This is a genomic window from Streptomyces sp. NPDC000134 (assembly GCF_042899225.1).
Lineage (GTDB): Bacteria > Actinomycetota > Actinomycetes > Streptomycetales > Streptomycetaceae > Streptomyces.
Genome location: NZ_JBIAZN010000019.1, coordinates 90,264 through 102,823, shown reverse-complemented (window position 1 = coordinate 102,823; position 12,560 = coordinate 90,264). Strand labels below are relative to the sequence as shown.

At 75.5% G+C, this 12,560-nt stretch carries 12 protein-coding genes; 8 read left to right on the top strand and 4 right to left on the bottom strand.

The genetic code is table 11. The annotated features are described in order from the left end of the window. Nucleotides 1-13: 13 nt before the first annotated feature. The 5 genes from ACFY32_RS26165 (at nucleotide 14) to ACFY32_RS26145 (ending at nucleotide 4,914) form a co-directional block, all read left to right on the top strand. Nucleotides 14-196, top strand: coding sequence for a hypothetical protein (locus ACFY32_RS26165; RefSeq protein WP_359202739.1), 183 nt, complete (start codon nucleotides 14-16; stop codon nucleotides 194-196). 24 nt (nucleotides 197-220) lie between these two features. Continuing rightward, nucleotides 221-937 (top strand): peptidyl-tRNA hydrolase, encoded by a 717-nt coding sequence (locus tag ACFY32_RS26160; protein ID WP_359202741.1) that lies wholly within the window; start codon nucleotides 221-223, stop codon nucleotides 935-937. Nucleotides 938-1,031: 94 nt separating this feature from the next. Further along, the gene (locus ACFY32_RS26155; protein WP_390675401.1) at nucleotides 1,032-2,339 is read left to right on the top strand and encodes a DUF692 domain-containing protein; all 1,308 of its coding nucleotides are present in this window, start codon (nucleotides 1,032-1,034) and stop codon (nucleotides 2,337-2,339) included. Between the two features lie 95 nt (nucleotides 2,340-2,434). Next, the gene (locus ACFY32_RS26150) at nucleotides 2,435-3,214 is read left to right on the top strand and encodes a TIGR04222 domain-containing membrane protein (protein WP_359202746.1); all 780 of its coding nucleotides are present in this window, start codon (nucleotides 2,435-2,437) and stop codon (nucleotides 3,212-3,214) included. Between the two features lie 113 nt (nucleotides 3,215-3,327). After that, entirely contained in the window at nucleotides 3,328-4,914 is a 1,587-nt protein-coding gene (locus ACFY32_RS26145) for an alpha/beta hydrolase (protein WP_390675400.1), read from the top strand. A gap of 19 nt (nucleotides 4,915-4,933) precedes the next feature. Here ACFY32_RS26145 and hemQ read toward each other — a convergent pair whose 3' ends face one another. Next, nucleotides 4,934-5,665: a hydrogen peroxide-dependent heme synthase gene (gene hemQ, locus ACFY32_RS26140; RefSeq protein ID WP_359202752.1), complete on the bottom strand. Its 732-nt coding sequence runs from the start codon at nucleotides 5,663-5,665 to the stop codon at nucleotides 4,934-4,936. A gap of 4 nt (nucleotides 5,666-5,669) precedes the next feature. Continuing rightward, entirely contained in the window at nucleotides 5,670-7,136 is a 1,467-nt protein-coding gene (hemG, locus tag ACFY32_RS26135) for a protoporphyrinogen oxidase (RefSeq protein ID WP_390675399.1), read from the bottom strand. 158 nt (nucleotides 7,137-7,294) lie between these two features. Here hemG and ACFY32_RS26130 point away from each other — a divergent pair, with 158 nt between their 5' ends. The 3 genes from ACFY32_RS26130 (at nucleotide 7,295) to ACFY32_RS26120 (ending at nucleotide 10,720) form a co-directional block, all read left to right on the top strand. After that, nucleotides 7,295-8,377 (top strand): DUF4349 domain-containing protein, encoded by a 1,083-nt coding sequence (locus tag ACFY32_RS26130; protein ID WP_390675398.1) that lies wholly within the window; start codon nucleotides 7,295-7,297, stop codon nucleotides 8,375-8,377. A 9-nt stretch (nucleotides 8,378-8,386) separates the two neighbouring features. Further along, nucleotides 8,387-9,757 carry an FAD-dependent oxidoreductase gene (locus ACFY32_RS26125; RefSeq protein ID WP_390675397.1) on the top strand — a complete coding sequence of 457 codons (1,371 nt, stop codon included), beginning with the start codon at nucleotides 8,387-8,389 and terminating at the stop codon, nucleotides 9,755-9,757. 144 nt (nucleotides 9,758-9,901) lie between these two features. Then, the gene (locus ACFY32_RS26120; RefSeq protein WP_359202764.1) at nucleotides 9,902-10,720 is read left to right on the top strand and encodes a rhomboid family intramembrane serine protease; all 819 of its coding nucleotides are present in this window, start codon (nucleotides 9,902-9,904) and stop codon (nucleotides 10,718-10,720) included. Nucleotides 10,721-10,750: 30 nt separating this feature from the next. Here ACFY32_RS26120 and ACFY32_RS26115 read toward each other — a convergent pair whose 3' ends face one another. After that, nucleotides 10,751-11,611, bottom strand: a complete 861-nt coding sequence (locus ACFY32_RS26115) for a ScbA/BarX family gamma-butyrolactone biosynthesis protein (protein ID WP_359202767.1) — start codon at nucleotides 11,609-11,611, stop codon at nucleotides 10,751-10,753. Nucleotides 11,612-11,816: 205 nt separating this feature from the next. Further along, nucleotides 11,817-12,368: a helix-turn-helix domain-containing protein gene (locus ACFY32_RS26110; protein ID WP_359202770.1), complete on the bottom strand. Its 552-nt coding sequence runs from the start codon at nucleotides 12,366-12,368 to the stop codon at nucleotides 11,817-11,819. Nucleotides 12,369-12,560: the final 192 nt, after the last annotated feature.

Genomic DNA, 12,560 nt, shown 5'->3' with positions numbered 1-12,560 from the left:
CTACGCTGGAGGTATGAGCGACGACGACTACTGCCTGATCGACGACGCGGCCAGGCCCCCCGAGGCCGACGGCCCGCCGTACGCCGAGTGCGTGCTGTGCCGGGAGCCGACGGAGTACCCCGAGTCGTACAAGGGCATCACCCTGTGCCCGGTCTGCGAGTGGCAGGAGGCCCAGCGGACGGCCTGCTCGGGCTGAGCGCGGGGTTGGCAGACTGGGGGCGTGAACAATGATCCGGCACCCGTCCCCGACAGCCCCTTCCGTCCCGAGCCCGGCGACCGCGACCGCGCCCCGCAGTTCGTGCTGCCGCTGGTGGTGCGCATCGAGCGGGCCGCGCCCCCGGCCCGCACCGACGCGCTGGAGACCGCCGCGCGGGCGGTCCTGGTGATGCTCACCGACGAGCGCTCCACCGGCGACGGCGCGTGGGCGAAGGCGGTCCGGGACTGGCAGGACGCCCGTATCCGCAAGGTGGTCCGGCGGGCCCGGGGCGCGGAGTGGCGGCGCGCCGAGGCGCTCCCCGGCATCACGGTCACCGGGAAGTCCGCCGAGGTCCGCGTCTTCCCGCCGGTCCCGGTGGACGACTGGCCCAAGGACCTCGCCCGGCTCCAGGTCTCCGGCACCGACCTCGACGACCCCGGGCCCCCGGCGGACGCCGACCCCTCGGCACCGGTGCTCTGGCTCAGCCCCGGCCTCGACATGTCGGCCGGCAAGGCGATGGCCCAGGCCGGGCACGGTGCCCAGTTGGCCTGGTGGGAACTGACCGACGACCAGCGCGCCGCCTGGCACGACGCCGGTTTCCCGCTCGCGGTGCGCACCGCGTCCCCCGCCCGCTGGAAGTCCCTCACCGCCGGCCGCCTCCCGGTCGTCCGCGACGCCGGGTACACGGAGATCGCCCCGGGGTCGTGCACGGTGGTGGCGGACCATCCGGCGCTGCGGTAGCCGAACCTCAAGTGTTGCTCTGAACCCGCCGCCCCGCGGTTGGCTCCGCCCCGGCCGGGCCATACCCCCCGAGAACGCAGGAGGGGGACGGGACATGGAGAAGCTGGGGACGGGGATCGGGTGGCGGCCGGAGATCGCGGACGCCGTGGAGGGGCTGCCGGGGATCGACTGGGTCGAGGTGGTGGCCGAGAACGTCTGTCCCGGACACCTCCCGGCGTCGCTGCTGCGGTTGCGCGAGCGGGGCGTGACCGTGGTGCCGCACGGCGTCTCGCTGGGCCTCGGGGGCGCGGAGCGGCCCGATCCGGCGCGGCTCGCGGCGCTCGCCGAGCGGGCCGGGGCGCTGGGCTCGCCGCTGGTCACCGAGCACATCGCGTTCGTCCGGGCGGGCGGGCCGCTGACCGCGTCGCCCCGCCTGGAGGCCGGGCACCTGCTGCCCGTGCCGCGCACCCGCGACGCCCTGGACGTGCTCTGCGAGAACATCCGCATCGCCCAGGACGCGCTGCCGGTGCCGCTCGCCGTGGAGAACATCGCCGCGCTGCTGGCCTGGCCGGGCGAGGAGCTGACCGAGGGGCAGTTCCTGTACGAGCTGGCCGACCGGACCGGCGTCCGGCTGCTGATCGACGTGGCGAACCTGCACACCAACCACGTCAACCAGGGCGAGGACCCGGCCGAGGCGCTGGCCGGACTGCCGCTGGAGGCCCTCGCGTACGTCCATGTCGCGGGCGGCTACGAACGGGACGGCGTCTGGCACGACAGCCACGCCCACCCCGTGGCCCGGCCGGTCCTGGACGTGCTGACCGACCTGGCCTCCCGCGTCGATCCGCCGGGGGTGCTGCTGGAACGCGACGAGGACTTCCCCGGGGCGGCCGAGCTGGCGGGCGAGCTGACGGCGATCCGGGCCGCGGTGGACAAGGGCCGGGAGCAGGGCCGGGGCCGTACGTCCGCCCGCCGCGCACGGGGGGCCGGGGCGGCGGCGTCCGGCACCGGGCCCGCCCGGCAGCGGGTCGGGCTCGCGCAGGCCGCCCTGCTGTCCGCGCTGGTCGCCGGGACGCCCGCGCCGGAGGGGTTCGACCGGGGCCGGCTGACGGTGCAGTCACGGGCGCTCGCCGCCAAGCGGGCCGGGGTGGTGGCCAAGCTCGCGCCCGAACTGCCGCAGATCCTGGGGGCGGCGTACCGGCCGGCCTTCCTGGCGTACGCCCAGCGCCGTCCGATGACCGGCGGCTACCGGCGGGACGCGCTCGACTTCGCCGGGCATCTGCTGCGCTGCGGTGAGCCCCGGGAGGCGGCCGCGCGGCGGGAGTTGCGGCAGTGGTGGCGCGAGCGGTCCGGTCCGGTGCCCCGCTCGGGGCGTCCGGCGGTGCGGCTGGCGCGGGCCGCGCGACGGGTGGTGCTCGGGCGCTGAACCGGCCCGGCGGAACGTCACGTACCGGCCACACTCGCGTCCGGATGGTGAACGGGGCATGGCGGAGGCCGAGGCGTTGGACATAGAAAAGCGGCATGCTCTGGGTTCTTCTCCTGCTGCCGGCCTGGTTCGTCGCGGGCGCGGCGTGCACCCGGCTGTGCCTTGCCGCCGTCCACGCGGCGACCGCCGACGCACGACCGGAGCGGGGACGTGAACTCGATCTCTACGAGGCCGCGTTCCTGTCCGGCGGTCCCGCGCGGGTCGCCGACCTGACGCTGGTCTCGATGGCCCGGCAGCGGAAGCTGCTGCTGGCCCACACCGGCTGGGCGACCGTCGTCGACCCGCGCGGCCACGACGAGATGGAGCGGTCCGTCCTCGGGGCCATCGGACCCGGCGGGCAGTCCCGGATCGCCCCGGTCCGGGCCTCGGCGGCGACCGCGGAAGCGGTACGGAGCCTGGCGGAACGCCTGGTCAGCGCGGGCCTCGCGGTGCCGGACGGGGCCCGGACGGTCGCGGCCGGGGTGCGCCGGGTGCGAGGGGCCGCGCTGGCGGTGTGCGCGCTGGGCGCGGCGGCCCTGGCGCTGCCCGCGCACGCGGACGTGCCGCGCTATCTGATCGCCCTGTGGTTCGCGCTGCCGCTGATGCTCACCCTGAGCTGCCTCGCCATAGCCCGGATCGAGGTCCACCCCTACTCGGCGTGGGCCTCGCCGGCCGGGCAGCATCTGCTGGGCGCGTTCGCCCGGCAGGCGGACGGCCCCGCCGACGAGCGGACGTATCTGACCTCGGTGGCCGTGCGGGGCATCCGGGCGGTCGGCGAACCGGACCTGCGCGCGGCCTTCGCGCACCGCGAGGAGAGCCGGCACCGGCCGGGCTGACCGGCGGCGGCGCTCGCCTCCACCGCGCCGACACCTGACGGAAGTGCTTGCCTTCGTCCGGTTGCGCACCGAACATCCCTTCTGTCGCCGTCGTGCGCCGAAGGGATTTACGGATGAGAGCAGTCGGCCGCTGCACGGCCGCCGGGTCCCTGCTGCTGGCCGCGCTCGCCGCCGCCCCGGCCGGTGCCCCGTCGGCCGGTGCCGCGCCGGACGCCCCCGGCGCGGCCGAGCGGCGGGGCACCGAGGTGGCCGCCGCCCGCGCCGCCGCGGCCGGCATCGCCTTCGGCAGGTGCCCCGGCGCCGAGGACCTGCCGGGCAGCCTGCGGTGCGGCACGGTGACCGTGCCCCTTGACTACGCGCACCCCGGCGGCGAGCGGATCGAGCTGACCGTCGGCCGGGTCCGGGCCACCGGCGGGGACCCGGGCGGCAGCGGGCGGAAGGCGGCCCGGCAGGGCGCCCTCGTCCACCTCCCGGGCGGCCCCGGCGCCTCGGGCCTGTACGTCCCGCTGCTCGGCCTGCTCCCCGAGTGGAAGCGCCTCGGCGCGGCGTACGACCTGGTCGGCTACGCGCCGCGCGGGGTGGCGCCCAACGCGCCGCTGTCCTGCCAGGACCCGGAAGCCTTCGTCAAGGGACCCCGGCCCGCGCCCGAGCGGCCCTCGGCGGCGGTCAGACGGGAGCGCGCCGCCGAGGCCGGGGCGTACGCCCGGGGCTGCGCGGCGCGGACCGGTGACGCGCTGCGGCACTATCACTCGCTCGACAACGCCCGTGACCTGGAGGTCGTGCGGGCCGCGCTGGGCGAGCGGAGACTGACCTTCCTGGGGGCGTCGTACGGCACCTATGTCGGGGCGCTGTACGCGGAGATGTTCCCCGGGCGGGTGCGGCGGATGGTTTTCGACTCGGTGGTGAACCCGGACCCCGAGGACATCGGGTACCGCAACGCCCTGGCGCGGGCCGCGGCGTTCGAGGGCCGCTGGACGGACCTCAAGCGGTGGATCGCCGCCCACGACGAGGTGTACGGCCTGGGCGGCACCGTCCGCCGGGTGCAGCGCGCCTACCGGCGGGCGAGCGCCCGGCTCGGCGCCGAACCGGCCGGCGGCACGGTCGGACCGGCGCAGTTGCGGGCGGCGTTCCTGCGGGCCGGGTACTACGACGACCTGTGGCCGCACCGCACGCGGGCGCTGTCGGCGTACCTCGGGGGCGACCCGGGGCCGCTGGTGGAGCAGGCGGGGCCGCATCCGGAGGCGGCCGTCGAGGCGGAGAACGCGAGCGCCGTCCGTACCGCCGTGGAGTGCAACGACGGGCCCTGGCCGGCCGGCTTGCGGATCTGGGACCGGGACGGCACCCGCCTCGCGCGCCGGGCGCCGTTCGCGGCCTGGGACACCGTGTGGACGTATCTGCCGTGCGCCTTCTGGCGGGCGCCCCGGCAGCGGCCCCTCGACGTGCGCACCGCGCCGGGCGAGCTGGCGCCGACGCTGATCCTGGCCGGGGAACGGGACGCCGTCACGCCGTACGCGGGGGCGCGGGAGCTGCGGCGCCGGCTCGCGGGCTCGGTGCTGGTGACCGAGCGGGGCACCGGCACCCACGGTGTCGCGGGCGGGCCGAACCCTTGCGTGAACGGCCATCTGGAGGCGTATCTGCTGCGCGGCCGACTGCCGGCGCGGGACGCGGCCTGCGCCCCGCGCCCGGCCCCCGAGCCCTGAGCGGGCGCCGGGGTCCCGGTCAGGCGAGGCCGGCGATCAGCTCGGCGACGTCCTTGCGGCGGCCGGTGTAGAACGGCACCTCCTCGCGCACGTGCAGCCGCGCCTCGGAGGCACGCAGGTGGCGCATGAGGTCGACGATGCGGTACAGCTCGTCGGCCTCGAAGGCGAGAATCCACTCGTAGTCGCCCAGCGAGAACGAGGCGACCGTGTTGGCGCGCACGTCCGGGTAGCCGCGGGCCATCCTGCCGTGGTCGGCGAGCATCCGGCGGCGGTCCTCGTCGGGCAGCAGGTACCAGTCGTAGGAGCGCACGAACGGGTAGACGCTGATGTAGTCGCGCGGGGTCTCGTCGGCGAGGAAGGCCGGGATGTGCGAGCGGTTGAACTCGGCGGGGCGGTGCAGCGCCATGTTCGACCAGACCGGCGTGAGCGCGCGGCCCAGCTTGGTGCGGCGGAAGAGGTTGTACGCCTCCTGGAGCTGGTCGCTGGTCTCGGCGTGCCACCAGATCATGAGGTCGGCGTCGGCGCGCAGCCCGGACACGTCGTAGGTGCCGCGGACGGTCACGTCCTTGGCGGCGAGCTGGTCGAACAGCTCCTGGACCTCGTCGGCGTAGCCCGCGCGGTCCGCGGGGAGCGCGTCCTTGAGCCGGAAGACGGACCAGAGGGTGTAGCGGATGACCTCGTTGAGGTCCTTGGCCAGCTTGCCCTTGTTGGGGATGCGCTCGGCGGCGGGGGTGGAGGCGTCGTCACTCATGCCCTCATTCTCCCGCTCCGCCGTGCGGGCTCCGCACCGGGTGGGCCGTGAGCCGCTGCACACCGGTGGCGTCCCCGCCGAGCTGGTCGACGGCCGCGTGGGCGCCGGCGATGCACGCCGGGATGCCGACGCCGTCGTAGGCGGCTCCGCAGACGGCGAGGCCGGGGAGGTTCGCGAGGTGCTCGCGGACGCGGGCCACACGCGCGTGGTGGCCGACGGGGTACTGGGGCAGGCCGTCGGTCCAGCGGGTGACGCGGGCGGCGACCGGGGCGGCGGCCAGGCCGGTGGCCTCCTTCAGGTCGTGCCGGGAGACGTCGATCAGCCCGGCGTCGTCACGGCCGAGGATCTCCGTCTCGCCGTGCCGGCCGACCGAGGTGCGCAGGACGACCAGGTCCGGGTCCTCCCGGTCGATCCAGCCCCACTTGCGGGAGGCGAACGTGGACGCCTTGATGGTGCGTCCGTCGACCGGCGGCACCAGGAAGCCGCTGCCCGCGGGGAGCGCGGCGGCGTCCGCGCGGCGGTAGGCGAGGGTGATCAGCGCCATCGAGGCGTACTCCACGGCGGCCAGCTCGGCGGCGGCGGCCGGGGCCTCGGCGCGCAGCAGCGCGGCGGCGGCCGGCGCCGGGACGGCCACGACGACCGCGTCGGCGCCGAGCACCCGGTCCCCGGCGACCACCCGCCATCCGGCGGGCCCGGTGCGGCGCAGCTCGGTGACGGGCGTGTTCAGCAGGATCTCGGCGCCGCGTGCGCGGACGGCGGCGGCGACGGCCGGGGGCAGGGTGCCGATGCCGCCCTCGATGCCCATGAAGACCGGGCCCGCCGCGGCCGGGGCGGCGGCCGTACGGCCCTGGATCGCGCGGACCGCCTCGGTCAGCGAGGTGTGCGCGCGGGCGGCCTCGAACAACTGGGGGACGGCGGAGCGCATCGAGATGCGGTACGCGTCGCCCGCGTACACGCCGCCCAGCAGGGGCTCCACCAGGCGGTCGACGACCTCGCGGCCGAGCCGCGCCGCCACGTACTCCCCCACCGCCACGTCGTCGCCGACCTCGGTGCGGGGCAGCTCGGCGTCGCGGCCGATGCGGGCGAGCCCCTCCTCGGAGAGCACGCCGGACAGGGCGGCGGCGGTGCCGGGGACGCCCATGACGTGGCCCTTGGGCATGGGCCGGAGCGCGCCGCGGGTCCACAGGGCGGCCGTCGCGGTGGCCGGCGGCTGGAGGCGGTCGGCGAGCCCGGCCTCGCGGGCCAGGGCGACCCCCTCGGGGCGGCGGGCCAGCATCGACTCGGCGCCGAGGTCGACGCGCAGGCCGGCGATCTCGCCGGGCAGCAGCTTGCCGCCGACCCGGTCGGACGCCTCCAGCACCGTCACCCGGGCGCCCCGCCCGAGCAGTCGGTGGGCGGCGGCCAGACCGGCGATGCCGGCGCCGATGACCACGACGTGCCGCGCGCCCGCGGGGGTCTCGCTCATGTCCATGCGTCCAGCCTCTCAGACGGCACCGACAGCGCCGGACGGGCCCCGGCCGGGCGGCGCCGAGTCCGGACCGTGACCGCTTCGGGACCTTTCCGCGCCATCGTCGCGGAGGGCTCCGCCGTCATAGGAGCGTCAGTCGTCACGACCCTCGGGGGGCCTTCATGCAGGCACGACGTTCCGCTCGATCCGCTCGACCCGCTCGACCCACTCGGTCCACTCGGTCCGCACGTCCCGGCTCCGTCCTGGCCGGGCTGCTGCTGGCCGCGGCGCTGGCGCTCACCGGTTGCTCCGCCTCGGACGACTCCGGTGCGAGCAGCTCCGACAAGGCGGCCGGTCTCCAGGCCGAGTCCGGGGCCGGCTACGACGGGGGCAAGGGCGGTGCGGCCGGCGACGGCAAGGCGTCCGCGCCGAAGCTCGTCCCCGATCACGTCATCCACACCGCCTCGCTGACCGTCGAGGTAAAGAACGTCCCCAAGGCCCTCGCGCGGGCCCGTGCCGCCGCCGAGGGCGCGGGCGGCTACGTCGGCGAGGAGGACACCGCCCGGGACGAGGAGGGCGCCGAGTACACGGAGGTCGTGCTGCGCGTCCCCGTCGACGCCTACGACAAGGTCCTCGCCGGCCTGGAGGGCGCCGGCAAGCTCATCGAGCGCAACGCCGAGGCGCGGGACGTCACCGACCAGGTGGTGGACGTGGAGAGCCGGGTCAGGACACAGCGCGCCAGCGTGGCCCGCATCCGGGACCTGATGGACCGCGCGACGAAACTGAGCGACGTGGTGACCCTGGAGGGCGAGCTGAGCAGCCGTCAGGCGGAACTGGAGTCGCTGCTCGCCCGGCAGGCGTCCCTGAAGGACCGCACGGACCTGGCCACCATCACGCTGTCCCTGTCCGAGCGGCCCGTGGGGCGGGACGGCGGGGAGGACGACCCCGGGTTCGCGGACGCCCTGGCGGGTGGCTGGGACGCGTTCATGACCATGCTGCGCTGGGTGGTGGTGGCGGTGGGCGCGGTGCTGCCGTTCGCCGCGTCGGTGGCGCTGCTGGTGGTGCTGTGGCGGCGGCTGGTCCGGCCCCGGCTGCCGCGCCGCCCGGCGCCCGCGCCGGCCACGACCGCCCTCGGCCCGCTGCCGTCGGCCCGCCCGGCGCCGCGGCCGGCCGGGGAGAGCGGGGGCACCGGGGCCACCGAAGGCACCGGGAGCACCGGAAGCACCGGAAGCACCGGAAGCACCGGAAGCACCGAGGAGTCGTAGCGTGGGCGCATGAGCAGACTGGTCGTCATCGGCGGCGACGCCGCGGGAATGTCCGCGGCGTCGCAGGCCCGTCGCCTGCGGACACCCGGCGAACTGGAGATCGTGGCCTTCGAACGGGGGCACTTCACCTCCTACTCCGCGTGCGGCATCCCGTACTGGGTGGGCGGCGAGGTCCCCGAACGGGACGACCTCGTCGCCCGCACCCCCGAGGAACACCGCGCCCGCGGAATCGACCTGAAGCTGCGTACCGAGGTCACCGAGATCGACGTCGCGGGCGGGCGGGTACGCGTGCGCGACGTCGACTCCGGGGCCGAGTCCTGGACGTCGTACGACCGGCTCGTGATCGCGACCGGGGCCCGCCCGGTCCGGCCGGAGCTGCCCGGAATGGACGCCGACGGGGTGCACGGCGTGCAGACGCTGGACGACGGGCAGGCGCTGCTGGACACGCTGGCACGCACGCGTGGCCGTCGCGCGGTGGTGGTCGGCGCCGGGTACATCGGCGTGGAGATGGCCGAGGCGCTGATCAACCGCGGCTACCAGGTGACCGTCGTCAACCGGGGCCGGGAGCCGATGGCCACGCTCGACCCCGACATGGGCCGCCTGGTGCACCGTGCCATGGAGGGCCTCGGCATCACCATGGTGAACGACGCCGAGGTCACCGCGGTGCGCACCGGCGCCGACGGGCGGGTGAGCGCGGTGGTCACCGGCGACGCGGAGTACCCGGCGGACGTGGTGGTGCTCGGCATCGGGGTGCGGCCGGAGACCTCGCTCGCGCGGGACGCGGGGCTGCCCCTCGGCGACCACGGCGGGCTGCTGACGGACCGGGCGATGCGGGTGCGCGGGCACGAGAACATCTGGGCGGGCGGCGACTGCGTCGAGGTCCTGGACCTGGTGTCCGGGCAGGAACGGCACATCGCGCTCGGCACCCACGCCAACAAGCACGGCCAGATCATCGGCACCAACGTGGGCGGCGGTTACGCGACCTTCCCGGGCGTCGTCGGCACGGCCGTCAGCAAGGTCTGCGACCTGGAGATCGCCCGGACCGGGCTGCGCGAGAAGGACGCCCGCCGGGCCGGCCTGGAGTACGTGGCGGTCACCATCGAGTCGGCCAGCCGCGCGGGCTACTACCCGGGGGCCTCCCTCATGACGGTGAAGATGCTCGCCGAGCGCCGCACCGGCCGGCTGCTCGGCGTGCAGATCGTCGGCCGGGAGGGCGCGGGCAAGCGGGTGGACATCGCCGCGGTGGCGCTGACGGCGGGCATGACGGTGGAGCGGATGACGTCCCTGGACCTGGGGTACGCCCCGCCGTTCTCCCCGGTGTGGGACCCGGTGCTGGTCGCGGCCCGCAAGGCGGCGCGGGCGGTGGAGCAGCGCGGCTGACGGGCCGGCGGGAGCGCCGCGGGTGGCCGGGGGGCCGTACGGGGGGCGGTGCCGTACGGGGGCCGGGTGCCGTACGGGGGGCCGGACGGGGGCGTTCGGCCCAGCCCGCCGGTTCGCCCCTGCCATCGCGGGCAGTAGTCCTGCGTGGTCATCCCCGTCCATGACGTGAACCCGGTGCGCGGCACCCCCTGGGTCACCTACGCGCTGATCGCGGCCAACGTCGCCGTGTTCCTGTCCATGCCCGGCATGGCCGACTCCCTCACCGGAGCCGCCGGCCTGGCCCAGCAGTGCGATCTCCAGGCGTACCTGGACCACTGGGCGGCCGTCCCCCAGGAGCTGATCCACCACCGGATGCCACGGCTGGTGCCCACCGGCGACGTCGGGATCGGCCCGCACGGGCCGGGCTGCGTGGTGGCCGCGCCCGGCTACGACAAGTCCCCCGAGCTGAGCGTGCTCACCGCGATGTTCCTGCACGGGAGCTGGCTGCACCTGCTGGGCAACATGCTCTTCCTGTGGATCTTCGGCAACAACATCGAGGACCGCATGGGCCACCTGCGGTTCCTGCTGTTCTACGGCGTCTGCGGCTACGCGGCGACGTACGGCTTCGCGCTGTTCGACGCCGGGTCGGGCGCCCCGCTGATCGGCGCGTCCGGGGCGATCGCGGGGGTCCTCGGCGCGTATCTGGTCCTCTACCCGAGGGCCCGGGTCTGGGTGCTCGTCCCGTTCCTGGTCTTCCTGCCGCTGCGGCTGCCCGCCTGGATCGTGCTCGGCCTGTGGTTCGTGCTCCAGGCGTTCTACTCCGCGGGCCAGGGCGTCTCCGCCGCGGGCACCGTCGCCTACGTCGCCCATGTGGTCGGCTTCGTCGTCGGCCTGCTCCTCGCCCTGCCGCTGAAGCCCGGCACTCCCCCGCCGCCGGACCCGCCCGGCGTCCTCTTCGGCCGGCGGACCCGGCGGTCCTGGTAGGGCGGGGCCCGGAGGCGTCCGGGGCCCGGGTCAGCTCCGCCGCGCGGCGATGACGACCGAGGAGAAGACGGGCTCGCCGTCCTGGGTGGCGGTGACGTGCGCCTGGGGACCGCGCGGGTCACCGGGCGGCCCCGGCTCGGCCGTCACCAGGCACGGCCGGTCCAGTTCCACGTACCGCAGGAAACGGGCGTCGAAGGCGACGGGCGTCACCGGGTGGTCCGCCAGCGCCCGCGCCGCCTGGGACGCGGCCTCCAGGAGGACCATCCCCGGCACGTGGTCGTGGGGGTGGTCGAAGAAGACCCGGTGGCCGGTGTCCACCCGTAACCGCCAGGTGCCCGGCGTGCCGGTCGGCGACAGCAGCACGTCCCGTTCGTGTTCCCGGCCCGCTCCGGCGGCCGGTACCGGCGGGGCGGGCGGCAGCGCGCGGGCGACCGCCTGCGCGGCGTCGCGGTGGCTGCCGCGCAGCCGGTCGTACAGGGCGGGAGGGTGGGCCGTGTAGTCCAGTTCGGCGGTCCCCAGGTGTGCCCCGGCGCGCTGTGCCTCGATGCGCGAGGTGAGCTGGACCGAACCGAGCCGCCTGCGCCTGACCGACGGATGGGAGATCCGCAGCACCACGTCCGCGGCGCGCCCGTCCGCCCGCAGGGCCTGGCGGTTCACGGTGCAGCGGATGTGCTCCCAGCCCAGCCTGTGGCCGAGCGGCACGCGGTGGACGTGGTGGCTCAGCAGGGCCAGCGCCTGGCGCAGGCTCTCGACGAACAGCAGCGGGCTGTAGTTGTCCCCTTGGACGTAGAAGGAGTGGCCGGACGGCCAGCCGACGGTCACCCGCTGGTCCTTGCCGTCGATCTCGCCCCAGTCGGTGACGAGAACCTCCCCCGGTACGGACTTGCGCACCAGAGCGCCGATGCCGGGCGCGGAAGGCGGTGTGCCGGTTCTGTCGCGACAAGTGTCGTTCTCCGAACTCACTGGCGACTTACCCCCTGGTCGACGCATACGCCCTTTGTGCGGGCATACGCCTGCTCCGGGACCCGCGGGGGCCCCCGTGGCGCCAAAGAATAATGAGAGTTCTTTTTCCGGAGTAGGGGCGCGGTGGAGGCAATCAGACAGAGGGGGAAAGTCCCTGGAGAACGATGGTCCATATTCGGGCGAGCCGGACCCCGGCCCGCTCCGCCGAATCCTCCTGCTGAATGATCCGGCGGCGGATCTCCGCCTCGACACCGGTGACCAGAGAGGTGGCCAGAGAAGCGAGCGCCGCGGGGTCGGGTCCGTCGCCGGCGCTCTCCCGCGGGTCGTCCGGCAGGCATTCGTGGAGCGTGGGGGTCCAGGCCGTCGCCCAGTCCAGCGGGCCCGGCTGCTCCCGGGAGAGGCGGGCGGCGGCGCGCACGGCGACCTCCTGCTCCAGCAGTTCGGCGAGCGTCAGCGTCAGCAGCACCACCGCCAGCACGGGGTCCGCGCCCCGCGCCGCGGCCCTGCCGACGGCCGGCACGGTGTCGGCGTGCGCCTTGCGCCTGACCGCGTCCGCCAGTTCCCGTTTGTTGGCGTAATGGAAGGTCAGGGCGCCGACGGAGATCCCGGCGGATCTGGCGATCCGGGTCAGGGACGATCCCGCGTATCCGTGCCGGTCGAACTCCCGGGCTGCCGCTGTGGTCACGGCTCGCCGCGTCCGGAGGGCTCGCTCCTGCATCACCGTGATCCCTTCCGGCGTTACGCGCCGGGGCCGCTGCCCGGCGGACGCGAACCACCGGACGATGGAAAATAAAAAACCTCACTATAATTATTGAGTCCCCGCAGTACCGGCGGCAAGGAAGGGATTCCGGCCACCGGCCGGGCGGAAGCGTGAACG

What these genes read in the sequence shown, in the direction of transcription:
- ACFY32_RS26165 (WP_359202739.1), top strand. Translation starts at nt 14, where the DNA reads ATGAGCGACGACGACTACTGCCTGATCGACGACGCGGCCAGGCCCCCC.
- ACFY32_RS26155 (WP_390675401.1), top strand. Translation starts at nt 1,032, where the DNA reads ATGGAGAAGCTGGGGACGGGGATCGGGTGGCGGCCGGAGATCGCGGAC.
- ACFY32_RS26150 (WP_359202746.1), top strand. Translation starts at nt 2,435, where the DNA reads ATGCTCTGGGTTCTTCTCCTGCTGCCGGCCTGGTTCGTCGCGGGCGCG.
- ACFY32_RS26145 (WP_390675400.1), top strand. Translation starts at nt 3,328, where the DNA reads ATGAGAGCAGTCGGCCGCTGCACGGCCGCCGGGTCCCTGCTGCTGGCC.
- hemQ (WP_359202752.1), bottom strand. Translation starts at nt 5,665, where the DNA reads ATGAGTGACGACGCCTCCACCCCCGCCGCCGAGCGCATCCCCAACAAG.
- hemG (WP_390675399.1), bottom strand. Translation starts at nt 7,136, where the DNA reads ATGGACATGAGCGAGACCCCCGCGGGCGCGCGGCACGTCGTGGTCATC.
- ACFY32_RS26130 (WP_390675398.1), top strand. Translation starts at nt 7,295, where the DNA reads ATGCAGGCACGACGTTCCGCTCGATCCGCTCGACCCGCTCGACCCACT.
- ACFY32_RS26125 (WP_390675397.1), top strand. Translation starts at nt 8,387, where the DNA reads ATGAGCAGACTGGTCGTCATCGGCGGCGACGCCGCGGGAATGTCCGCG.